The 24008-nt window shown below is 42.3% G+C and carries 24 protein-coding genes, 5 tRNA genes, 1 pseudogene and 1 riboswitch; of the genes and pseudogenes, 8 read left to right on the forward strand and 22 right to left on the reverse strand.

Annotated elements, in window-relative coordinates:
* Positions 1-204 precede the first annotated feature (204 nt).
* The 6 genes from EO126_RS08935 to EO126_RS08960 all read right to left on the reverse strand — a co-directional run bounded on the left by EO126_RS08935 (position 205) and on the right by EO126_RS08960 (position 2071).
* Positions 205-1566, reverse strand: coding sequence for an amino acid permease (locus EO126_RS08935; protein ID WP_127008537.1), 1362 nt, complete (start codon positions 1564-1566; stop codon positions 205-207).
* A gap of 81 nt (positions 1567-1647) precedes the next feature.
* Positions 1648-1724, reverse strand: a tRNA-Met gene (locus tag EO126_RS08940).
* Between the two features lie 9 nt (positions 1725-1733).
* A tRNA-Thr gene (locus EO126_RS08945) sits at positions 1734-1809 on the reverse strand.
* A gap of 12 nt (positions 1810-1821) precedes the next feature.
* Positions 1822-1897 (reverse strand) — tRNA-Met (locus EO126_RS08950).
* 5 nt (positions 1898-1902) lie between these two features.
* Positions 1903-1987, reverse strand: a tRNA-Tyr gene (locus EO126_RS08955).
* Positions 1988-1995: 8 nt separating this feature from the next.
* A tRNA-Thr gene (locus EO126_RS08960) sits at positions 1996-2071 on the reverse strand.
* Between the two features lie 373 nt (positions 2072-2444).
* On the opposite strand from EO126_RS08960, the gene EO126_RS08965 reads away from it, so the two are divergent.
* The 5 genes and pseudogenes from EO126_RS08965 to EO126_RS08985 all read left to right on the forward strand — a co-directional run bounded on the left by EO126_RS08965 (position 2445) and on the right by EO126_RS08985 (position 6612).
* Positions 2445-2762 carry an ArsR/SmtB family transcription factor gene (locus tag EO126_RS08965; protein WP_127008539.1) on the forward strand — a complete coding sequence of 106 codons (318 nt, stop codon included), beginning with the start codon at positions 2445-2447 and terminating at the stop codon, positions 2760-2762.
* Between the two features lie 194 nt (positions 2763-2956).
* Positions 2957-3946, forward strand: coding sequence for an ACR3 family arsenite efflux transporter (arsB, locus tag EO126_RS08970; protein ID WP_127008541.1), 990 nt, complete (start codon positions 2957-2959; stop codon positions 3944-3946).
* Positions 3947-4048: 102 nt separating this feature from the next.
* A complete protein-coding gene (arsD, locus tag EO126_RS08975; RefSeq protein WP_127008543.1) occupies positions 4049-4447 on the forward strand; it encodes an arsenite efflux transporter metallochaperone ArsD in 399 nt (132 codons plus the stop codon).
* Positions 4447-6183, forward strand: a pseudogene (arsA, locus tag EO126_RS08980) (arsenical pump-driving ATPase). Before arsD ends, arsA begins: the two are co-directional and overlap by 1 nt.
* 15 nt (positions 6184-6198) lie before the next feature.
* A complete protein-coding gene (locus tag EO126_RS08985) occupies positions 6199-6612 on the forward strand; it encodes an arsenate reductase ArsC (RefSeq protein WP_127008545.1) in 414 nt (137 codons plus the stop codon).
* A 105-nt stretch (positions 6613-6717) separates the two neighbouring features.
* Here the strand turns inward: EO126_RS08985 and EO126_RS08990 are convergent, their stop codons facing one another.
* The 4 genes from EO126_RS08990 to EO126_RS09005 all read right to left on the reverse strand — a co-directional run bounded on the left by EO126_RS08990 (position 6718) and on the right by EO126_RS09005 (position 10678).
* Positions 6718-7515, reverse strand: coding sequence for an undecaprenyl-diphosphate phosphatase (locus EO126_RS08990; RefSeq protein WP_006556274.1), 798 nt, complete (start codon positions 7513-7515; stop codon positions 6718-6720).
* A 194-nt stretch (positions 7516-7709) separates the two neighbouring features.
* Positions 7710-8903: a metallophosphoesterase gene (locus EO126_RS08995; protein WP_164726732.1), complete on the reverse strand. Its 1194-nt coding sequence runs from the start codon at positions 8901-8903 to the stop codon at positions 7710-7712.
* 60 nt (positions 8904-8963) lie between these two features.
* Complete coding sequence (mutY, locus tag EO126_RS09000) at positions 8964-10088, reverse strand: A/G-specific adenine glycosylase (RefSeq protein ID WP_127008616.1); 1125 nt, start codon at positions 10086-10088, stop codon at positions 8964-8966.
* A gap of 68 nt (positions 10089-10156) precedes the next feature.
* Positions 10157-10678 (reverse strand): 8-oxo-dGTP diphosphatase, encoded by a 522-nt coding sequence (locus tag EO126_RS09005; RefSeq protein ID WP_127008549.1) that lies wholly within the window; start codon positions 10676-10678, stop codon positions 10157-10159.
* A gap of 171 nt (positions 10679-10849) precedes the next feature.
* Here EO126_RS09005 and EO126_RS09010 point away from each other — a divergent pair, with 171 nt between their 5' ends.
* The 3 genes from EO126_RS09010 (at position 10850) to EO126_RS09020 (ending at position 12775) form a co-directional block, all read left to right on the forward strand.
* Positions 10850-11620 carry a DUF4931 domain-containing protein gene (locus EO126_RS09010; protein ID WP_006556270.1) on the forward strand — a complete coding sequence of 257 codons (771 nt, stop codon included), beginning with the start codon at positions 10850-10852 and terminating at the stop codon, positions 11618-11620.
* A gap of 74 nt (positions 11621-11694) precedes the next feature.
* Positions 11695-12423 (forward strand): metallophosphoesterase, encoded by a 729-nt coding sequence (locus tag EO126_RS09015; protein WP_006556269.1) that lies wholly within the window; start codon positions 11695-11697, stop codon positions 12421-12423.
* Positions 12424-12544: 121 nt separating this feature from the next.
* On the forward strand, positions 12545-12775 hold the full coding sequence (locus EO126_RS09020) for a hypothetical protein (protein WP_006556268.1): 231 nt from the start codon (positions 12545-12547) through the stop codon (positions 12773-12775).
* 113 nt (positions 12776-12888) lie between these two features.
* Here EO126_RS09020 and EO126_RS09025 read toward each other — a convergent pair whose 3' ends face one another.
* The 12 genes from EO126_RS09025 to EO126_RS09080 form a co-directional block, all read right to left on the reverse strand.
* On the reverse strand, positions 12889-13233 hold the full coding sequence (locus EO126_RS09025) for a YkvA family protein (RefSeq protein ID WP_006556267.1): 345 nt from the start codon (positions 13231-13233) through the stop codon (positions 12889-12891).
* A 53-nt stretch (positions 13234-13286) separates the two neighbouring features.
* A complete protein-coding gene (locus EO126_RS09030; protein ID WP_006556266.1) occupies positions 13287-14276 on the reverse strand; it encodes a hypothetical protein in 990 nt (329 codons plus the stop codon).
* Between the two features lie 141 nt (positions 14277-14417).
* Positions 14418-15185, reverse strand: a complete 768-nt coding sequence (locus tag EO126_RS09035) for an SDR family NAD(P)-dependent oxidoreductase (RefSeq protein WP_127008551.1) — start codon at positions 15183-15185, stop codon at positions 14418-14420.
* Positions 15186-15204: 19 nt separating this feature from the next.
* Positions 15205-15990 carry a TSUP family transporter gene (locus EO126_RS09040; RefSeq protein WP_127008553.1) on the reverse strand — a complete coding sequence of 262 codons (786 nt, stop codon included), beginning with the start codon at positions 15988-15990 and terminating at the stop codon, positions 15205-15207.
* A 7-nt stretch (positions 15991-15997) separates the two neighbouring features.
* A complete protein-coding gene (locus tag EO126_RS09045) occupies positions 15998-16288 on the reverse strand; it encodes a YerC/YecD family TrpR-related protein (RefSeq protein ID WP_006556263.1) in 291 nt (96 codons plus the stop codon).
* Positions 16289-16391: 103 nt separating this feature from the next.
* Positions 16392-17207 (reverse strand): MetQ/NlpA family ABC transporter substrate-binding protein, encoded by an 816-nt coding sequence (locus EO126_RS09050; RefSeq protein WP_127008555.1) that lies wholly within the window; start codon positions 17205-17207, stop codon positions 16392-16394.
* Between the two features lie 122 nt (positions 17208-17329).
* The gene (locus tag EO126_RS09055) at positions 17330-17983 is read right to left on the reverse strand and encodes a methionine ABC transporter permease (protein WP_127008557.1); all 654 of its coding nucleotides are present in this window, start codon (positions 17981-17983) and stop codon (positions 17330-17332) included.
* Positions 17964-19010: a methionine ABC transporter ATP-binding protein gene (locus tag EO126_RS09060; protein ID WP_127008559.1), complete on the reverse strand. Its 1047-nt coding sequence runs from the start codon at positions 19008-19010 to the stop codon at positions 17964-17966. The genes EO126_RS09055 and EO126_RS09060 overlap by 20 nt, the downstream gene beginning before the upstream one ends.
* A gap of 88 nt (positions 19011-19098) precedes the next feature.
* Positions 19099-19202, reverse strand: a riboswitch (SAM riboswitch).
* 155 nt (positions 19203-19357) lie between these two features.
* Positions 19358-19870 (reverse strand): hypothetical protein, encoded by a 513-nt coding sequence (locus EO126_RS09065; RefSeq protein WP_127008561.1) that lies wholly within the window; start codon positions 19868-19870, stop codon positions 19358-19360.
* Between the two features lie 7 nt (positions 19871-19877).
* Positions 19878-20732 (reverse strand): D-amino-acid transaminase, encoded by an 855-nt coding sequence (gene dat, locus EO126_RS09070; protein WP_127008563.1) that lies wholly within the window; start codon positions 20730-20732, stop codon positions 19878-19880.
* Between the two features lie 222 nt (positions 20733-20954).
* Positions 20955-22058 carry an acyltransferase gene (locus EO126_RS09075; protein WP_127008565.1) on the reverse strand — a complete coding sequence of 368 codons (1104 nt, stop codon included), beginning with the start codon at positions 22056-22058 and terminating at the stop codon, positions 20955-20957.
* 145 nt (positions 22059-22203) lie between these two features.
* Entirely contained in the window at positions 22204-23931 is a 1728-nt protein-coding gene (locus EO126_RS09080) for a DUF4127 family protein (protein ID WP_127008567.1), read from the reverse strand.
* Positions 23932-24008: the final 77 nt, after the last annotated feature.

Genomic DNA, 24008 nt, shown 5'->3' on the forward strand with positions numbered 1-24008 from the left:
TTACCATGGTCAACGTGACCGATAGTACCGATGTTAACATGCGGTTTAGTACGTTCAAATTTTGCTTTTGCCATTGAAGTAATAGCCTCCTTCACAAAAATAATAACCTATATGCCCTAATTATAATACAAAAAATCAGTAATGAAAAGAATCTAACATTAAAAACCCTAAAATCTACAGGAGATTTTAGGGTTTTATAAAAATTTAGTTGCCGTAATTCTGTTTTAATGTTTGTAATTTGTAGAAACACCACAACATGCCGAACCAAACCGGCGTAAAGAGTAACGCGATAAGTGTTTCACTGTTAAAAGCCAACGAAATCAAAACTAATGCATAAAAAGCTAAAATCACATAGTTCATAACCGGATATAACGGCATTTTGAACGGATTTGCTTTAACCACTTCAGGATGCTGTTTACGATATTTCATATGGCAAACCAAAATAATAGCCCAGATAAAAATAAAGCAGAACGTAGACACACTGGTAATTAGAATAAATACATTTTCAGGCATAATGTACTGCATGATAACGGCTATAAAAATAACCAAAGCGGAGAATACAACGGCGTTCATCGGCACTTGATTGGAACGAAGGCGGAACATACGACGCGGTGCATTTCCTTCACGAGCCAACGTATACACCATGCGACTTGTACTAAAGAGACCACTGTTACAAGCAGATGCTGCGGACGTTAACACGATGAAGTTAACGATAGCGGCTGCCGCTACGATACCGGCCGCTTTAAACACCTGAACGAACGGACTGGAATCGGCATTTACGGCCGTCCAAGGGTAAATACTCATAATAATCGCCAAGGCACCAACGTAGAAAATAATAATACGAATCGGAATATTGTTGATAGCCTGTGGAATTACCTTTTTAGGATTTTCCGTTTCACCGGCCGTTAAGCCTACAAGTTCAATCCCCGTAAAAGCAAATACAACCATTTGGAACGATAAAACAAAACCTTCCCAACCGTTCGGGAACCAACCGCCATGACTCCACAAATTAGAGAAACTAACGGGACCCACATCTGTTTGATAGCCTGTAAAAATTAAATATAAGCCACCGCCGATTAAGCCTAAAATAGCAATAACCTTAATTAAGGCAAACCAGAATTCCAATTCACCGAAAATTTTGACTGCCATTAAATTCGAAGCGAACAGAATGAGCAAAATACAAAGACTCGGTATCCATGGCTCTACATTCGGTATCCAGTACTGAATATATACACCGGCAGCCGTAACGTCAGCCATTGCGAGCGATACCCAACAGAACCAATAGGTCCAACCCGTAACAAAGGCGGCACCCGGTCCGATGTACTCTTCAACGAAATCTACGAATGAGTGATGATCCGTATTAGATAATAATAATTCCCCCAAGGCTCTCATCATGAAAAATGAAATTAGACCTGTAATGATATAAGCCAATAAAATGGACGGTCCCGCCAAATGAATCGAACGGCCCGACCCTAAAAATAAACCTGTACCGATGGCTCCCCCTATAGCCAATAACTGTACATGTCGATTTTTCAGCCCCCTAGCTAACTCCTTCTTCTCACGCATACAAATGCCCACCTCCAAAACACTAAATTTGTTAAAAAAATAAACTCACATTGATATGTGAGTTACCAACTAAATAAATAGTGGTGGCGGCACACGGATTTGAACCGCGGACACACCGGGTATGAACCGATTGCTCTAGCCAACTGAGCTATGCCGCCAAGTGTATATGGAGCTAGTGACCGGGATTGAACCGGTGACCTTATCCTTACCAAGGATACGCTCTGCCGACTGAGCTACACCAGCATACGTAATGAATGGTTGCGGGGACAGGACTTGAACCTGCGACCTTCGGGTTATGAGCCCGACGAGCTACCAACTGCTCCACCCCGCGATGAATGGTGGAGGGAGAAGGATTCGAACCTTCGAAGTCGAAGACGGCAGATTTACAGTCTGCTCCCTTTGGCCGCTCGGGAATCCCTCCAAAAACAATGGAGCTGGCGATAGGAATTGAACCCACAACCTGCTGATTACAAGTCAGCTGCTCTACCGATTGAGCTACGCCAGCATACCACAACATGGAATATTATACATATTCCTGAACAACTTGTCAATAGATTTTTTAGCTCAGATTGACTTTTTGTTCAACGCTTACGTCTCCCGTATAGCGCTTTATTATAATAGCATAGGTAATATTTTTACGCAAGTATTTTTTTACAAAAATATTTACATTTTTCTGACAATCACATTACATCCGATCCAACATATCCTTGGTAATTACCATTTCCTAAATCAGAACTCCTTATATATCTATCCTTTAAATCGATTCCCTACATTAACCACACTCATATTTTTACCTCAAATCATGATTTCTCTCATTGACTTTCTTCTATGTGAGGAATATACTACACATAAAAACTATTCTATGTGAGGTTATACCAATGGATGAAAAATATCTGGATAATGCCAAAATTTTAAAAGCGATTGCCGATCCAAAACGCTTACGAATTATCGACATGCTTTCATGCGGTGAACTTTGCGCCTGTGAAATCCTGGAAGAATTTCATGTAACACAACCCACCTTATCCCATGATATGAAAGTATTAATCAAAGCAGGCATTGTAAATTCTCGCCCGGAGGGCAAGTGGACCTACTATTCATTGAATCAAAACAGCCTTAAAAACTTTTATAGTCAATTAGGCAATATATTATGTGATACCGATGATTGTATCTACCACAAAAAGGGGGAAACTACTTGAATCGGCTAAATCCGAACCAAGTTTTAGCTTACATGTCCATTCCCTTATGGAATGGACATATAAATCGTCCTTCACATAGAAATTCTTCTATATGACGCATAGCATTTTTTTATAGGAGTACCAACAATGCAAGAAAAATTACAAACAAACATGGATTTTTCCAAAAATATTTAACGGTATGGGTCATTCTTTGTATGATTATAGGCGTATTAATCGGAAAGTTCATCCCCGAAATTCCCGCTTTCTTAAATCAGTTTGAATATGCCAAAGTATCCATACCCATGGCCATCCTTATTTGGTTGATGATTTATCCCATGATGATGAAAGTTGATTTCCAAAGTGTAAAAAATGTCGGCAAAAATCCTAAAGGTTTATTCCTTACCTGGATAACCAATTGGCTCATAAAACCTTTTACCATGTATGCTATTGCTTCTATATTTTTCTTTGGAATTTTTAAAACTTACATCACACCCGACCTTGCTACCGAATATTTGGCAGGTGCCGTATTACTGGGTGCCGCCCCTTGCACGGCCATGGTATTTGTGTGGAGTACGCTCACTAAAGGTAACCCCGCTTATACCGTCGTACAAGTAGCAACCAATGATTTAATTATATTAGTCGCTTTCGTTCCTATCGTAAAGTTTTTGCTTGGCATATCCAATGTAGAAGTACCTTGGGATACCTTGATATTATCTGTCATCCTTTTCGTCGTAATCCCGCTTACGGGCGGCTTACTCACACGCTCGCTTGTTATAAAAAATAAAGGTGCCGATTATTTCAATAACATTTTTGTCAGAAAATTCGACGGAATTACTACAATAGGACTTTTAATGACACTTATACTTGTCTTCGCAGTTCAAGACGAAACCATCATTAATAATCCGCTGCACATTGTGTTAATTGCAGTTCCTTTAATTTTGCAAACATTCTTGATTTTCTTCATTGCGTACTTTGCTGCCAGAATTTTAAAACTGCCATTCAATGTAGCTGCACCGGCCGGCATGATTGGTGCTTCTAACTTTTTTGAACTCTCCGTGGCTGTCACCATCGCCGTATTCAGCACCAGCTCCGCCGCCGCCTTGGCTACCACCGTCGGCGTATTAACCGAAGTACCGGTTATGTTACTGTTAGTAAAAATCGCCAACAATACACGCCACTGGTTTCCCACTTCCGGCGAAGAATAATTTCACTTTTTAGTTTAGCTGTTATTTTAACTGCTTAGTTTAGCTATTTCGCCCATATATCAAGGCGCAATTAATATTAATAAAAGAAAGTAGGTAAATCTTATGAAATCTGTAAAAATTTTTGAACCCGCTATGTGTTGTGCTACCGGTCTTTGCGGTGTAGGTGTCGATCCTGAGTTATTACGTATTTCTACAGTTATTGAAACTTTGAAACAGAATAATATTCAAGTTGACCGCTTCAACCTTACCAATGCACCAATGGAGTTCGTTAACGATACAACCATAAACACATTTATTAATGAAAAAGGTCCTGATGCCTTACCTGCTATTCTATTGGACGGAGATTTAGTTCTGTCCGGAAGATATCCGACAAATGCAGAATTAACCGAATGGCTCAATCTACCTGCCGAAACATTACAAACTTGTGCACAAGGCTCAGAATACGCTTCAAAAAACGAAGATGACTCAAACTCTTGTTGTTGTGAAGGAGGTTGTTGCTAATGGATCGTTTTAATCCGCAAGTCCTCAATTTAACCAAATATCTTTTCTATACCGGTAAAGGCGGCGTAGGCAAAACCAGTATGGCCTGCGCTACGGCTTGATCTTTGGCCGATCACGGTAAAAAAGTTCTTTTGATCAGTACGGATCCGGCTTCAAACTTACAAGACGTATTCGCCATGGAGCTTACCAATAAAGCGATGCAAATTCCCGATGTACCGAATCTTTTTGTAGCCAACCTAGATCCGATTCAAGCAGCCGCCGAGTATCGTGAAAGTGTTGTCGCTCCTTATCGCGGTAAACTACCGGATGCGGTTTTAAATAATATGGAGGAACAACTTTCCGGTTCCTGCACCGTAGAAATTACGGCCTTCAACGAATTTTCTAATTTTATCACCAACAAAGCCATAGAATCGGAATACGACCATATTATTTTTGATACCGCACCCACCGGACATACCTTGCGCATGCTCCAACTTCCGTCCGCCTGGAGTAATTTTATCAGCGAAAGCACTCATGGCGCATCATGTCTCGGTCAATTATCGGGACTTGAAGGCAAAAAATCGATTTACAAACAAGCGGTAGATACTTTAGCCGATAGCAAGCTTACTACTTTAGTTTTAGTTACTCGTCCGGAAAGTGCTCCACTCAAAGAAGCCACCCGCGCGTCTAAAGAACTCAAGGAAATCGGTGTTCAAAATCAAATATTAATTGTAAACGGCGCTTTGACTACAGCCGACGACAAAATATCTCAAAAACTTTTTGAAAAACAACAAGCTGCTTTAGCAAGTATTCCAAGCGAATTGCAAGAACTCACCATGTATATGGTACCGCTAAGAGCGTATAATGTTACCGGTCTCGCTAATGTACGCTCCCTGTTAAACGAGGACCACATTGCAGTCGTTAATGAAAATTTAAACACCAATAAACTCTTTGATTTAGATGATGTCGTTAACAATCTTGAAACGAACGGAAAGCGCGTTATTTTTACAATGGGTAAAGGCGGTGTAGGCAAAACTACGATTGCCGCCTCCATAGCCTTGAAGCTGGCTGCACGTGGGCAAAAAGTACACCTGGCTACTACCGATCCGGCGGCTCACCTCAACTTCGTCCTCGACGAAAACCAAAATATCACCATGAGCCATATTGATGAAGCCGCTGAGCTTGCCAAATATCAGGATGAAGTTCTCACCAAGGCGCGCAACTCCGGTCTAAGCGACAGCAATATTGCCTATATCGAAGAAGATTTACGCTCCCCTTGTACGCTTGAAATTGCCGTTTTTAGAGCATTTGCCGAAATCGTAGAAAAAGCGGATGACCAAATTGTAATCATCGATACGGCTCCGACCGGTCATACATTGCTTCTATTGGAATCTACACAAAGCTATAATCACGAGATTCAACGTACCAAAGGCGAAATTCCGGAATCCGTAAAAAAATTATTACCACGTCTTAAAAGTACCGAGACCGAAGTCATTATTATTACCTTACCCGAAGCAACGCCTGTTTATGAAGCATTGCGTTTAGAAGATGATTTAATCCGTGCCAGCATTGCCACTAAGTGGTGGGTTATGAACCAATCTTTTTACAAACTAAATACTACCAATCCAATCTTAGCTGCCAAAGCAGACAACGAAGTATCGTGGTTAAATAAAATAGACACTCATACAAAAGGTCATTTTGCAGTTATCGCTTGGAGTGCCGACGATATCAAGAATGAAAAATTACTATCTTTGTAACAGAAAGGCCATCATATGTTAAAAATAGCATTTATTTGTGTTCACAATTCCTGCCGTAGCCAAATTGCGGAAGCATTGGGTCGCCACTTAGCAAGTGATGTATTGGAGTGTTATTCGGCCGGTACGGAAACAAAGCCTAAAATCAACCAGGATGCCGTGCGTCTAATGAAAGAACTTTACGGAATTGACATGGAAAAAACACAATTCAGTAAACTTTTATCGCAAATTCCACCGGTCGACATGGTTGTTACCATGGGCTGTAATGTAGCCTGTCCCAACCTTCCCGCAAAACGTCGCGAAGATTGGGGGCTTGATGATCCTACCGGTAAGGATGACGCCGAGTTTATACAGACCATTAAAACCATAGAGTCTAAAATATTAAAGTTGGCAGAAGAATTAAGACAGCCGCCAACTAAGATAATAAACTAAAAAGCAGCCTTGCTTTTATGAGGCAAAAAATATAGCCGTGTGCATTGTAAGTTTAAACAATGCACACGGCTATTATAATTTAAAATCGGTTTCAACTCTTTTTTATTAGAAAAGGAAGAAATATGCAAAAGCAATAACAGCGATTACAAAACGATAATATGCAAATCCTGCCAAGGATGATTTATTCAAGAATTTCAAGAACCATACGATGGACAAGTAAGCAAAGATAAAGGCTGTTACAAAACCGATGGCGAACATAACGAAGTCCGACCATTGCAACTGATCAATGATTTTAAGCAAATCATAAATACAAGCAATCAACATGATTGGTACTGCCATGATGAAAGAGAAATCAGCTGCCGCTTTACGGCTGACACCGAGCATTAAACCGCCGGCGATAGTAGAACCGGAACGGGAAAAACCCGGCCATAAAGCCAATACTTGGAACAAACCGATTTGAAGACATTGATACATGCTCAACTGGTCAACATTATCAACAGTAATCGGTTTATGACGTTTTTCAGCCCAAAGCATGAATAAACCGCCTACGATCAAGCCGATAATAACCGTACCTGCCGAGAAGAGATAATTTTTAATAAAAGAATGACCTAAAAAGCCGATGGCCATAGCCGGCAACATACCGAAAAAGATATGCGCCAAAGATAATCGGTCATTGCGAATCCAGTTTTCACGACGAAGCATGCTCATGAATTTTTCGCGATAATAGAAAAATACAGATAAAATGGCACCTAACTGAATAAATACTTCAAATACACTGGCACGTTCGCCGGTAAATCCTAAAAAGTCACCTACTAAAATCATGTGCCCGGTACTGGATACCGGTAAGAATTCTGTTGCCCCTTCTACGATACCAAGTATAAAGGCAATAATATTTTGATCCATTAGTTCACCTCGACTACCAACTGGCCGCTCTATGGCCGGCCTCCATCATAATCATTCTTCTTCACTTACATGATAACCGCTTTCGCTATGCGGTTTTGTCATTTAACAACTCAATCATTATAGACTTTTTGGTTAAATTAGACAATGCCAAAATACAGCTTTACCCAATATTTTAATTTTTTTTAATACTTTTGTTACACTTTTGATACTTTTCCTTCTTTAAAGGTAAAAATCGTAATTTCTCGCGGACAATTATAACGAACCGGGAACCAATGGCCTGTTCCGTTATTAACATAACCGTATTTGTCTCCGTCACGATACATGCCTTTAAAATATTTAGTGCCTACCGGTACGAGCGGCGTACCGCCCACCACAATTTGTCCGCCATGAGTATGCCCGGACAGTGTTACCGGTATATTATGGGCAAAAGCATTTTCCATAAAATCAGGATGATGAGCCAATAAAATAGTAAAGGCCTCCGACGGTATATTGTCCAAAGCCTCTTGAAGATAAACTTCTCGCTGCTCGCCGCTGCGATCAAACGAATATTCAACACCGGCCAAATACACCGGCCAGGATCCGCCGCTTAAACGAAGCGATGAATTCCGATGCATACGCATGGAGATGCTGCTGAAAGCCTCTAAAACAAGGGGTAGATTTTTAAAATATTCATGATTCCCCAAAATATAATCTATGCCATCGGGAATTTTCGGAAACAATTCTTCCAAACGTCCGCACAATAGATTTAAAAAATCAAGGTCATCTATTAAATCGCCGGTAATAACTAAACGATCCGGCTTTTCATTTAAAACAGCCTGCGTAATTTTATCAAAATCACGCAAATCAATGAACGGTCCGATATGCACGTCACTGATTTGAGCCAATTTATAATCTTTTAAATACTCCGGCAAACTGCGAAATACCAAATCAATGTGATTTACTTGGAGTTCTTTCGCCCCTTCATAAGCTCTGACTACACCGCCGCCGGCCGTAACAGCAGGTACGGCCCAAATGGCTTTACGCAAAAATTGGCGACGACTATCTTGTTCTTCAGCCGTTGTTTTTTTAGCACGCCAATTCACCGCCGCCATGACAATTCCCAAAGGGATCAATATGGCAAAACCGACACCGAGCCCCATTAAAAGGCCGTACGTACCGGTAGCCCAAGCACGCCAAAATTCGTACATGGACGTCCCCAGCAATTGCACCTGTGCCATCTGGTAATACGTTGTCCCCACAATAGCTGTGATTTGAAGCAACACTAAGCGCCAAAACCACGCCGAACGGCGCTTCATTTTAGTTAAACGCACAATTAAATAGGAATTGGCGAATACTATCAAAAAGATTATAATCGTCGTTATGATAAAAAATATTAAACGTGCCGACATTCTTTCACCTGCCATTCTCAATCTTTAATCTCTTTATTCTCAGCCATCTTTTTTCATATACTAATTTTGGCAAAATACGGTCAACTTGCCATGTGGACCTGCCCAGGGGAACTCAGTAAAATCATCCGACGAAACCCAGCACCATTCATCATCGGTAACCATTGCCGAAGAAGCCTCACCCGTAAGTTCTGCTTCATAGGCTTCCATATCCCAACAGCGATGGGAAAACACATGCCGCAACGTAGTGATTGCCTTACTGTGCCAGGTAAGTTTACCCCCTCGAAACATTGAATTCCATTCTTCTTTCAAAGGCTTTACACCGATCAAAGGCAATTCTTTTTTATCTTGCATCGTAACATCCCTCGGCACTTCAACATTGGGAAACTCCCACATAGAATGCAAAAGACCCTTAGCCGGTCGACGATGCAATAAGTATTCACCATGCGCATTACGGATGAGCCCGGTTACAATCGAAATAATAGGCACTGATTTTTTAACAATACGCACCGGTAACTCAGCGGCAATCCCCAAAGCATCCGCCTGACACCAACGCCGTAAAGGACAACCTTCGCAGCGTGGCGCCTTCGGAATACAGATACCGGAACCAAAGTCCATGAGCGATTGGTTGAAATCGCCCGGTCGATCATAGGGCAATGTCTCATCAACTAAGGTAGCAATCGCCTTTTTACCGGCCGTACGCATAATATCATCACGCACTGCATACAACCGAGCATACACACGCAGCACATTACCGTCAATAGCCGCTTCGCGTTGATTAAACGCAACCGACAAAATGGCGCCGGCTGTATAAGCCCCAACGCCCTTAAGGCTTTCCACCTCTTTACGGGTGCGCGGTATCTCACCCCCATATTTGCTCATCACTTCACGCACACCGAGGCGCAAATTACGAGCACGGGAATAATAGCCCAAACCTTGCCATGCCTTTACTACCGTATCTTCATCCGCAGCCGCCAAAGCTTCCTTCGTCGGGAATTGTTCCATCCAATTCTCGTAGTACGGCTTCATCGCTTCAATGCGCGTTTGCTGCGACATAATTTCCGACACCCAAATACGATACGGATCTTTAGTCTTACGCCACGGTAAATCACGCTTATTGGCATCGTACCAGGCAAGAAGCGTCCTTACCCAATCGGCCTCAACCTTACTTTTCTTTTCATCCGCCATCTGATTGGATTCTGTCTCCGTCTTCGAAGATACTTCAGTTATATTTTCAGTTAAAACTTTATCTTTATTTACGCTTCGAGCCACGCCTTCATTGCCTCCACTGATTCCAACTCGGGAATCTCCGTCACCTTCGTTATCTGCATTTGCATAATGCCGTCATTATTCTTACCGAACACGAGTTTACCTTTCAAAAGTTCGCCGTTTAAAACCCGCGGAATCCAGTCCGCATCACCGGCCCACATTGTATCATAAGGGATTTTGTCAAACGATGTCCAAAACGGCTCCATCTCTTCCGTCTCCATAGGCAAACCCTCATAATTACGCAGTAAATACACATAATTTACATGCGTCCATTCCTCATTATAAGGAAATTGAAAATCTAATATAGCCACCGTCTCCAAGTCCTCAGGCTTAGCCAACAAAGACGTTTCTTCAAACAATTCGCGCACCGCACACTGACGGAATGTTTCGCCGTCCTCGCGCTTTCCGCCGAAACCGTTAGCCTTGCCGGCACCTAAACCGCGTTTTTTACGGCCCAATAAGATTTCTTGTTGATGATTTATAATAAAACATAATGTTGTCGGTCTCATGCTGTTGCCTCTTCTTTTTTCAAAAATAATTCTCAGTTGTTTCGCAAAATTATTTCCATATCTTTAAAAAGTTATTTCGACATATTTCGCTAAAATCATTATCAAATTAATTATATCACACTGCCCAAAAGGTCAATACTGTGTTAGTATTAAAGTAAGAGAGGTGTACAAATGAATGAACCACTAATATTTAATATAGCCATGGGCCGCACCAAGCCGGAAAACATCCGCCACCGCGAAGTGGCTTGCCCCTTCTGTGCCGTTGACAAATTGACCGACATTTTGGAAACGCAGGGCGATATTATCTGGCTTATGAACAAATATCCCGTCCTTGATCGAACTTGGCCTACCGTTATCATCGAAACCCACGATTGTTTCAGTGAATTTTCGCGTTATTCACCGGATAAAGCCACAGAGGTTCTTGATTTTTCTTTGCGTAAATGGCAGGAAACCATGGCTCGCGAAGAGTTTAAATCCGTATTGTATTTTAAAAACTACGGGCCTATGTCCGGCGGCTCAATTCGCCATCCGCACAGTCAAATTATAGGCTTATATGATTACGATTATCGTGAAGACATTAAAGTTCACCATTTCGACGGCCCTATTCTGAAAGAAGATTCAAATTTAAAAATTACCTTATCCGATAAACCGATTATCGGCTTTTTCGAATTCAATATGGAATTCAACGAAAAAACATCCCGTGCCGTAATGGCTAAACGAATTCAACAAATTCTGCACTATATTTTAACAGACTTTTCACGACACAGCGGTTCGTACAATCTGTTCTTCTACGATTTACAGACCGGTTCACAGTATGTTAAAATAGTACCTCGTTATGTTACCTCACCGCTGTATATCGGCTATTCAATCAGCCAAATCAGCAATAAGGAACGCGTTGAACAAATTAAAAATGAACTGAACCATGACTTTTTTATTGATTAAGTGTGACTTTACCATTCAGCCGAATTACAGTTATCATTTAATCACACATGATTTTTAGTTAGTTAGGAGATACCATGAAAATTTTTGCCATTGGCGATCTTCATTTCTCAGGCGAACCGCCTACCAAGCCAATGGATGTATTCGGTCCTCATTGGCAAAATCATCGCGAACGCCTCATAGCGTCTTGGCAAGAACAAGTAAGCGATGACGATATAGTCTTTGTAGTGGGCGATACTTCATGGGCTTTGCGCCTGGCGGAGGCAGTGTCTGATTTAAAAACAATTGCCCGACTGCCGGGCCAAATTTATTTAATCCGCGGCAACCATGATTATTGGTGGAGCAGTGCCAAGAAAATGGATACGGCCATGCAACATGAATTAACCTTTTTACAAGGTCACGGCTTGGCCATCGGAAACATTGCCTTCGGCGGCACTCGCGGTTATCTTTGTCCCAACGATACGTCCTTTGACGAAGAAAACGATACATCCATTTATACTCGCGAATTGTTGCGCACCGAAGCGGCCCTTCAAGAAATGGAACAGGCCCTTCACCAAAACGAAAACGCTGAATCATCAGAGCAAGAGGCGATTCGAATTCTGCTCTTGCACTATCCCCCATTCAATGATAAAAACGAACCCAGCGGTTTTACCGAGCTGTTAACCAAATATAAAGTTGATCATTGCATTTTCGGACATTTACACGATAAAAATTCTTTTGACCGCATTCCGAAAACCTTTGACAATACACAGTTACATCTTGTATCTGCGGACTATATGGATTTTAAATTAAAACAGATTTTATAATTTTGATATATTGTACTTTGACATATTGTGCTTTGACATATCGGGCTTTGCAAATTGAGCTCTGCAATAATATTTATCTTAAGGCACTTTAGTTTTCATATTTTATAAGGAGATTCTTTTTATGAGTCGCATTCATCGTGAACATTTACAAGCAGGCTATATCTTCGGCGATATAGCTAATGAAGAATATATTTATTTGCCGGCCGGTGAAGTCGGTGTTGACTCACCCATGTGTATTTTAGAACGTCACGGCAATTATGAGGATGTGAGCCTCGATGAAGCTGCTCATCTCATCGATACCTTGACACTCAAACCATGCAGCCATCCCAAATTGGGCAAACGGTCGTTTTAATAAATCCCCGATTCTGTTTTAACAGAGTGCATAGCGATCTAATTAATTACACATCAATACAAACAAAAAAGGCATCTTGCGAGAACTCCTCACAAGATGCCTTTTTATTCAGCTTATTCTTCAGATCCGAACGGAACCATTTTTTGAGCTTGTTCGCGATGCATTGGTTTAATCGAGCGATTAGCCACTTTAAAAGCCAACGCAATCACTGCCGCATCATCAATCCAACCGATAAACGGAATGCGGTCGGAAACAAGATCGATAGGCAAGATTAAATACCCTAAAGCGCCGGCAATGACGGCTTTAACGTATTTAGGGGTGTCAGGGTCACGGAAACAATAAAACAAGATGAACGCCCGACGTAAGAAGGCGACATTTTTACCGACACCACTGGCAAAACTTAAAAATTTAGATGACGAAAAGAATTTCGCATACTTCAATAATTTTAACGGATTCATTTTGATGCTCACTCCTATAATTCTCGTATACCTATACTAAGTGCCGTGGTTAATTATTTCTGTAAATTGTCTTTCATGCCTTTTACAACATCACTTACTTTTTCCACAACTTCGTCTTTTTTATCGCCTGCGGAAGCAACGAAATCACTTACGCTTTCTACCACATCATCTTTAGTATTGCCGGCTGATGTTAAAATATCGCTTACTTTGCCGAGCACCGTAGATTTTGCTTCGCCGGTAGATTTAATAGCGGAGGTAGCCGTACCGCTTGCCAAATCAAGAGCCGTGGAGCCTACCGTAGCCAATAAGGCACCGATACCGGATAAAGCATGTTTAGCATTGGCAATATATTCGTTATCGGAATTGGCAAGCGCTTTACCGGCAATACCGGCTACGGCAGCACTGGCAACACCAAGGACTACATTTTTAATGGAGCCGAAGCTTTCCAATAAATCGCCATTTAACAAGCTACCGAAATTAAAGCTGTTAAGGCCTAAAAATTCATCACTGCCCACACCGGCTTCGGCTAAGAAATCTTTATTTTCATCGCCCAGCGGTTTGTTTTTAAGCGGTGAATCCACCAATGCAGCAATCGTTGTTTTGTTATGTTCAACAATTTCCATTAAACGTTCTCTGTATTCAGAGAAATCGCCGGGCATAGGCATACCGCTTTCTACCCAAATCTTAGCACATTTGCCTACGGCGTATGTTAAGCAAATAGCCAACGGAATTTTAACTTTCGGATTAGGGAATACAGAAGTCAACAATGCACTTACTACACTGCCGCCGAGACCGCCGAGGAAACCGATAATAGCACCGGCTGTTGCGGTATGACCATATACGGCAGCAATACGACTTACCATATACGCATCATTGGCAATCAATGCGGTTGTACTAAGTTTTGGTGCCATCACGAGTACGCCGGCACGTGCGGCCGCCCAACGGCAGATGTTTTCAATTTCAGCATCGCGATCCGCTAATTCTGCTTCTACGGCTGCTAACGTTCCTTCCGGATGAGTCATCAAATCTTTTACGTCTTCCATCTATATCGCTCCTTTATCACCTGTAAAGTCTAATACATGACATATTAATAGAGTTCACTTTAATTATAAACCCTCATTCTGACTATTTCTATATTAAGGAATAAAATTCCTCTTTTTAACTATATAAATTATACAATTATCTTACCAGCTGGTTAAGCCTCCGTCGATTGTCCATGCGGCGCCTGTTACAAACGAGGCCTTTTCACTGAGTAAAAAAGCAATAACTTCGCCGATTTCTTCCGGTTTGGCAATGCGCCCCAACGGATAATGCATAGCCATTTCTTCCATAGCTTCTTCAAATGTTTGGTTGCTGTCGGCCAACTGTTTTGCTACCAGTGAAGTATCCACATCACCGGGACATACACAGTTAACACGCACTTTATGAACCGCCATTTCAAGGGCCAATGATTTGGTAAAGCTTACAATAGCCCCTTTGGAAGCACCGTATACCGAACAGGCCACATTTCCCTGTATGCCCGCATCACTGGAAACGGTTACCACACTGCCCTTCGTGCGTCTGAGACAAGGTGCCGCAGCCTGGCATAAGAATACGGTTCCCTTTACATTGGTACCGATCATTTCATCAAAATCCTGCTCGGTCACATCATCGATCAATTCTTCCTTATAAAAACCGGCAGCCGTCACCAAAGCACTGATATCACCAAACAAGCGACAAGTTTCATCAACAATACGGCGACAATTCATAACTTTACTTACATCGCCTTGTACAAAGCGTACTTTAGAGGAAATACGACGCAATTTAACAACCGCTTCCTGACCGGCACGTTCATTGCGCCCGTTAATTACAACGCTCCAACCTTTTTTCAATAATAACTGCGCCGTTGCGAAGCCGATGCCGGACGTACCGCCACTAATAAGAGCCACCTGATTTTCATTGTTAATCGGCATAGTATCTCACCTTCCTTCGCTACCATTGCGCTACGATATAGTCATACGTTAACTTACAAAGCATACTTACCGTGGTGGCAATAAATACAAAACGCACCAAACCCACGCCTTTTTTAATGGCCAAACGAGCCCCCAACGTGGCCCCGACAATTTGTCCGGCCGCTGCCGAGAGGCCCAATACATAATCCACATGGCCCAAACTCAAAAACAGGATTAGAGAAGCGAGGTTACTGGTAAAGTTTAAAAACTTCGCATTCCCCGAGGAATACAAAAAGTTAAACCCGGCATAAATAAACATAAAGATTAAAAATGTGCCGGTCCCCGGTCCTACAAATCCGTCATAAAAGCCGATTACCAAAGAGCCCAAAGCCAATAAAACAAGCTTTTTCTTCGAGGCTCCCGCATAGGTCGTCACCGCACCCCAGTCTTTTTTGAATAAAACAAAGGTCAACACACTGATGAGGAGCACAATAATGATTGGCTTTAAATATAAAGGTGGAATACTGATAACCAGCCAGGTCCCGAGCAGCGAGCCGATAAACGTAATGGGCATTAAACGCTTAACCAAGGACCATTCCACCATGCCGGAGCGAGCATACGTAATCGCCGCCGTCAAAGCACCGAATACGCTGGATAATTTATTACTCCCCAAGGCCACACTGGGCGGCAAATTGGTAAGTAGCATCGCCGGCACGGAAATCAAACCGCCGCCACCTACAATGGAGTCTACAAATCCGGCCAACGCCCCTGCCAAAAATAACAACAACGGCATCGTTAACGCCGGATTAATTATACTTATATCCATAAAAGCCTCATTTCAAGCGTGCCAAGATTGTTTTGTAACCATCCGCTCCATATACTAAACAGCGTTTTACACGACTGATGGTAGCCGTGCTGGCCCCCGTTGTTTCCACGATATTATCATAGCTTTCGCCGGCTTCGAGCATCCGAGCTACTTGCAAGCGTTGTGCCAACGCTTTTAATTCATTGACGGTGCAAATATCTTCAAAAAACTCATAGCATTCATCGATTGTTTTTAATGCCAAGATGGCCTCAAACAATTGATTATTCAAAGGATTACGAAGTTTTTCATTGACACTCATAAGAATCCTCCCTTTGCTTAAATATATAATTTTATTATATTACATATTCAGGCAAAAGAAAAAGACTTTCGCACTAAAAAGTAAAAAAGTCTTTTTCATCCGGTTAGAATGCCGGAATAATAGAACCCTTGAAGGTATCATCTATGAATTTCTTCGTTGCATCCGATTGATATACGGCTAACAATTTCTTGATTGTTTCATTATTTTCATCGCCTTCACGAACAACAAAAACGTTGGCAAACGGCGAATCTTTACTTTCAACAACGACCGCATCTTTTAACGGATTAAGACCCGCATTGAGTGCGTAATTTGTATTTACCAAGGCAATATCTACATCATTGAGGGAACGGGCAATCTGGGCCGCTTCCAACTCTTTAATTTGTAAATTTTTAGGATTAGACGTAATATCCGCTACCGTTGATTTCGGCGAACCGCCATCCTTCAACTGAATCAGGCCTGCTTGCTGTAATAACAATAAAGCACGTCCACCGTTGGTCGGATCATTCGGAATCGCTACACTCGCACCGTTCGGTACTCTGGAAAGGTCTTTATACTGATTGGAATAGAGGCCCATCGGCAAAAGAATGGTTTTTCCGATTGAAACTAATTTTAAACCGCGTTCACTGACCATATTATCCAAGAACGGTTGATGCTGATAGGAGTTGGCGGTCAATTCTTTTTGTGCCAACGCCACATCCGGTTGAATATAATCGTTAAATTCAACAACTTTCACTTTAATGCCCTGTTTCGCTGCTTCTTTGGCTACAAAGTCCATAACCTGTGCATGCGGCCCGGCCGTTACACCTACGAAAATTTCCTTATTGTCGGTTGCCGCACTGTCCTTACTGTCACTGCCGCAACCAACTAACATCAACGCCAGCGTAGCAATCGCTGCCAATAAAAATACTAATCGTTTCATGTGTTTCCCCCATTCTTTCTCTCTTATTCTCTCTTTTCAAAAAAATCAGGTGCCAATACTTCTGCCGATTAATCGACCGAATCAAACTGCAGCGATTCGAACTCAATTAACGAACCGGATTATTAGCGTTTATTCACTTTACGGGATAAGAAATCACCGCAAGACTGAATCAATTGAACCAATACGATCAAGATGATGATCGTCGCCAACATTACATCGCCTTGGAAACGCTGATAACCGTAACGGATCGCGATATCCCCGAGACCGCCGCCCCCAATAGCACCGGCCATAGCGGAATAGCTGATTAAGTTAACAACCAAAACGGTAATATTGTCAATAATTGTCGGTAACGCTTCCGGCAACAATACTTTGCGGATAATCTGCATTGGCGAAGCCCCCATCGCCTGTGCCGCTTCAATAACGCCGCTGTTGATTTCGCGAATCGATGTTTCCACCAAACGAGCGAGGAACGGAATAGCCGCAATCGTAAGCGGTACGCAAGCCGCCGTAGTCCCGATGGAAGAACCGGCAATAATACGTGTGAGCGGAATAATCGCTACCATCAAAATGATAAACGGAATGGAACGGAATGCATTCACAACCGAACCTAATGTAGCATTTACTGCTTTATTTTCTAAAATATGGCCTTTGCCGGTAATTACCAAAATAACGCCCAACGGTATGCCCACAATCATGGATACTACCGTAGAAATTATCGTCATTTGCAAGGTTTCGCCTAAACCTTGAATCAACATATTAATAATTTGTTGCGACATAGCCGATCACCTCGCTTCCAATAGGCAATTCATTCAAGTATTGAATAGCCTGCTCTTCATTGGTTCTGTCACCATCCAGCACTATAATCAAATGGCCGAAGCTCGTGTCTTGAATGTAATCGACACCGCCGAAGAGAATACTTACGTTGAGTCCGAAGCGGCGAATCACGCCCGCCACAACCGGCTCATCAACTACATCACCGGTAAAATTCAAGCGAATAATCGGATGTAAACCGTCTTGCCAATCCGGCTGTACATTGAGATGACGCCAAGCTTCTTCCGGTAATTTGTGGCTGATAATGGCACTAACGAATTCTTTCGTAGTTTTTTCTTTAGGACCGGTAAATACATTGACTACACGGCCTTCTTCCAAAATAACCCCGCCTTCAATTACGGCTACACGGTCGCAGATTTCTTTGATAACCTGCATTTCATGCGTAATGAGCACGATGGTTAATTTCAGTTTTTCATTAATATCTTTAAGCAATTCCAGAATGGATTTGGTTGTCTGCGGATCCAAAGCGGACGTAGCTTCGTCGCAAAGAAGCACTTTCGGATTGCTGGCCAAAGCACGGGCAATACCGACACGCTGTTTCTGACCGCCGGATAATTGGGACGGATAGTTATTCAAACGATCGCCCAATTTTACGATATCAAGGATCGGCAAAATGCGTTCTTTGATTTCCGCTTTGCTCATCCCCTGTAATTCCAACGGGAAGGCTACATTATCATAAACCGTACGGGAAGATAATAAGTTGAAGTGCTGAAAAATCATGCCAATATTTTTCCGCTGTTCCCGTAAGTCCTTTTCATTTAATTTAGTAAGATCTACGCCGTCTACAACAACGGAACCGGACGTAGGTCGTTCCAGCATATTAATACAACGAATCAAGGTCGATTTACCGGCCCCACTTTGACCGATAACCCCAAAGATTTCGCCTTCTTTAACTGAAAGGCTAATGTCTTTTAACGCTTCTACGCGATTCGGACCGTCATAAACTTTGCTAATGTGCGTAAGTTCAATCATGTGATCGCTCTCCTTTTCTCTAACGCTCTATTTGAAATATATATTAACATAATAAAAAAACTCTTCATACAGATGAAGAGTTACTGTTTCTTCATCTGTCGAAGCCAAGCTTCGTTGGAATTGGCACCGTTCCTTACCGGATGGTTGCCGCGACTTCATAGGGCCAGTCCCTCAGTCAACTCTTGATGAACCTATGTATTTTTTGCGTGATAAAATCATAACACTGTAGCTAATGACTGTCAATAGAATACTCACAGACTACTTATAAGGCTTTTGTATAGCTACCTATAGAATTCTTGTATAACCATGCAAGAATGCGTATTAAGCTAATCACAGATTACCAATAGTTATTTATAAGGCCCTATAGAGCCGTGACTCATGAGGAACCGTGCCCCTATAACGGCTAATGTACCCGTTACTATCTGCGGCCAGCTCATCATAAATAAAACGGCTTTAGCAATCGGATACGGTATAGCAAAACTCATAAACAACAAAGCAAAACTGCAATATAAGACAACGCACTTAGCCACACTGCACACGGCCGTCTGTAACCAAAGCGACTGATTCCGCAATAAAAAGCCCAGAACGACGAACACCGAGTTTCCTATCGCCACAATGGGCACAAACGGAGCAAACGGTAACATGGACTGCATAAATGCGATAATCGGCGTTACCCAGGCAATAACGAGACCACTCACCACGCCGTAACGCATGGCGGCTAACAACATGCAAAGCCCCACCAAAGAGCCTATTAAAAACATACTCACCATATTCGGTAGCGGAATAATAAGGCGCAGACTTTGACTTAACAAAGCCAGCGCCAATAATAATCCGGTCCCCGTAATAATTCGGGTATTCATAAACTAATTAAGCCAACCCTTCTGCCAATAACTTTTCATAACCGGCACGAAGTTTAGTGGCTACAGGGCCCACCTGGCCGTTGCCAACCGGTTTGCGATCAAAGGTAGTAATCGGAATAATGCCGCCGATAGTATCGGTAAAGAACAATTCATCGGCATTTTCAACAAATTCACGATCAAATTCTTTTTCAATAACGGACACACCGGCGGTCGGAGCTACACGCGTAACAACGAGCTGACGAGTAATCCCTTTTAAAATTAAATTATTGGCCGGATGGGTATAAAGAATACCGTCTTTAACGGCAAACACATTGGAAGTTGCCCCTTCCGTACAAATATCATCACGGAATAAAACAGCGGAATACGCGAATTTCTTTTCCGCTTTAGTCTGTGCCAAAATATTCGGAATGAGGTTCAATGTTTTAATATCTACATTAAGCCAACGTTCGTCCGGCAAACTGATTGCTTTAACGCCTTCGCCCAATTTACTTAAATCTTCTTTAATCGGGCGAATATACATGTACATGGTCGGTTCCAATTTGGAACGATCATACGCATGATGACGAGGTTCTACGCCGCGAGTAATTTGCAAATAAATATAACCGTCCGTAATACCGCTCTGTTCAATCATGATTTCATGCAATTCCTGCAAATCTTCCGGACGCATTTTTACCGGAAAATCCATAAAACGCATGGAACGATACAATCTGTCCTGATGATAGGAAAAAGCAAAGCAACGACCGTCAAACACGCGTGTTACTTCATACACACCATCACCAAAACAATAACCGCGATCATCCAGACTCACACATTTGGAACCCGGTTCTACAAATTCACCGTTAAAATAGGTTAACTCTTTCATAAGAACACCTCGCATATCATATGTGGTAACCCGAAATTTAACACTTCGGGGACATCCAACAAAAATCAAATATTGCTTATGTAACGATTATAGCACAGTCAACGGATACTTGCCCACAGTGAAGATAATTTTTTATGAACAAAAAGTTTTTTCACTAAAACATGTAAATTTAACGTCTCAATAAAATCGACAGTCCGGTAAAATTTAACGAAACGATAACTTTTAACGGCCCAATAAAATTCTTCGCACCGGTTGCGGTAATTTTTTCAAAGCCAACGTGCCTAAATACGACATACAAACCGTGCAGACATACAGCCCGATAACTACCAAAGCCGTGTATTGCAATTGCGCCACATACATGCCGGCCGTCAAAATAATCAGCATGAACGGATGAATCAAATAAATACCGTATGATGTATCACCGATTTGTTCCCAAATGCCGCGACTCATACTGCTCATAGGCGTAGCAATGAAGAAAAACAAGAAGAACAGCGTGGCTGCGCCCGTGTATAACATGCCCATCGGACTCAGCTGATGAATCGTATAAATCGCTTCCAACAAAGTATAATGACGTTCATTGAGCACGTAGAAATAACTGCCCATCATCAAAGCCACCGAAACGGCAAAGACGATGGTTAAAAGGCCGCGATAACGCCACAATAATTCACGGGTTTCTTCATAGCGTTCCGCCACTACGGCCCCCAAAAGGAAAATCCAAATATAATGAGCAACCCAATAATTAAGCTTCATGGAATAGGCATATTGCAGCCAGTGATTTTGAAACGTTATCTGACCGCTATAATAAGACGACCAGAAATTAAACGCCACTTGCACCACAAAGATAAGCGATAACCAAAGGATCGGCTTTTTCAAAATACCACGCACCATAACTCGCCACAAAGGCATTAGCAAGTAAAACCACAGCAATATTACCATAAAATATAAATGGTAATATCCGTTACCGAAAAACAAGGCCGGTAATAAGTAACATGGTGTTAAGCCGGCGAAATTGCCCGCCGTTGCCCCTGCATATGCAATATATAAAAGAGACCAGGCAGTATAAGGGAACAAAACGACACGCGAACGACGCCATAAAAAGTCCTTATACGAGAATGTATCAAAGCTCGAAGTGTGATAAAACAATCCGAAGGCTGACAAAAAGAAAAATGCCGGCACGGTAAAACGGGATAAAATTTCCAACAATCCGATTAACTGCACATTGGCTTGCGGATTAGTGAGGGCAAATGAACCTACATGGATGCCGATAACGCCGAGCATACAAAGTCCGCGCATATACGTGATTTCAGGTAAAAAGGCCTGTTTCAAAACAGTGTCTCCTCTCTAACACAAACGGGACGAAGGACTAAGCCCTCCGTCCCGTATATATCTGTCTATTAATTCATGCTGCAAATTGCTTATTACAATTAAACTTTCGCAATTTGAGTTTTGCTGCGATTAATTCGCCTGCTATTTATTCCTGCGTTACCGGAATTGTTGTAGACGCACCGCCGTTAGCCGCGGCAGCTGCAGCCGCCTTAGCTTTCGCTTCAGCTTCTGCCTTGGCTTTGGCTTCCGCTTCAGCTTTTGCTCTTGCTTCCGCTTCACGCTGCAAACGCAATTCTTTCTGCAACGGAGCTACCGGTTGATCATATACCGTAATATCGGTTTCGAATAAACGTCCCCAAGGGAAACGGGCCGACACGGTACGCGGATTGATTTTTAAATATTTTTCAGCAAAATCTTGAACTCGTTCGCCCATGTAGCTTTCCAACTTGTCATTCAATGTTCCGGTATAGCGTACATTATCGGTACGAATCGAATCCTGCATGCGGTAAATATCTTTACGGATATTGGCTTGGTATGCCCAGTTGTCCAAATACTGTTGCGTCAACATATCGCGATGAGCCTGGGTCGGCATAGCTTTGCCCAAAACGCCCTGAGCAATAGCATAGCCCACCGTATTACTTGCGGTATTCCAACCGTTATACGCATCAACTTTATAGAGCAAATCACGTTTGTATAAACCATATACAAATGTATTATCAGCGCCGTTAGAGTAAGAAATATCGGCAATACTTACCGGTACATTCTGCTCAATCGCCGTTTGAATCTTGTCTAAAAAAGCATTGGTACTGTTGGAAATCATCGGGAAATTTTCAAAAGCTTCCGATTCGCCGGTTACCTTACCGAGCGGTGTATTCACGGCCAATAAAATATCCGGTTTACCGTTGGTGGCTAACGTACCGCCTACAGCCTCTACGTGTTCCGCAATTGTTTTAGCCACACTCTGATCTTCATAGTGAGGCACTGTTTCACCGCCTCCGCCTAACGGATAGATTACTTCAAAGGACGGTTTTAAATGATTGCGGTCTACATGAGCTCGCGCAATTAACAACAAGCCCAACTGATCGGCACCCGGGAAGCTGCCGTAACGGTCATTTTTTAAACCTTTACTGTATAACTTCAAGTAACGACTTTCCAAAGCGGACTGTGACAAAGTACTGGTATCGTCATGGCCTAAGGCGAAATATTTAAAAACGCCATTCCGTGTTTCATCAATGAGTGCACGATTTACGGTCATATTCTTTTGACGACGATTGAACCAATCCTGCAAATACTCAATCGGCACGGAAGCTTGCAATTGTACCAACGAAGCCTGTTCATCCTGATTCAAATCACCGGCATCCATTTTATCCTGTAACGCGGCAATCTGGAAAATAGTCGGTCCGTATTGGTCATAATAAGACGGCTCTACCCCACCGCCGCTGGCTCGCGGCGAACGCATAACGGTACCGAACGCATAAATCGGCACATTCGGATATTTATCATGCAAAGCCCCGATTTGTTTTGTACGATTCAACAAGGTGTTTAAGGATAAATTATGTTTACGGGAATCTACCAAACCACCATAAATCAAAGTGTCTGTACTAATTACCATTACATCGGCACGGGAGGCATTTTCATCAACCCACTGCCAAATTTTATCCGCTTCACCATGATAGTTTTTACCGGAAATTAAATAATCCGGCGGTGTAATCACCGTATAACCGGCTCCTTCGGCCGTATCTACTGTGTAAGATAAACTAACCGGACGATTGTCTTGCGGTACAAATAAAATAGTAGCCGCGTCTACCTGCGATGTTCCCCATAAAACAGCAGCCGCTAAAGCCCCTGCCAGCCAGGAAAATCGTTTTTTCAATACACTCAACTCCTTCTTCTACTGCTTACTTCGTATTTTATAGTGCAATTTACTTGCAAAAATATAGCAAATATCGA

This window comes from Veillonella seminalis (genome assembly GCF_003992065.1).
GTDB classification, from domain to species: domain Bacteria; phylum Bacillota; class Negativicutes; order Veillonellales; family Veillonellaceae; genus Veillonella_A; species Veillonella_A seminalis.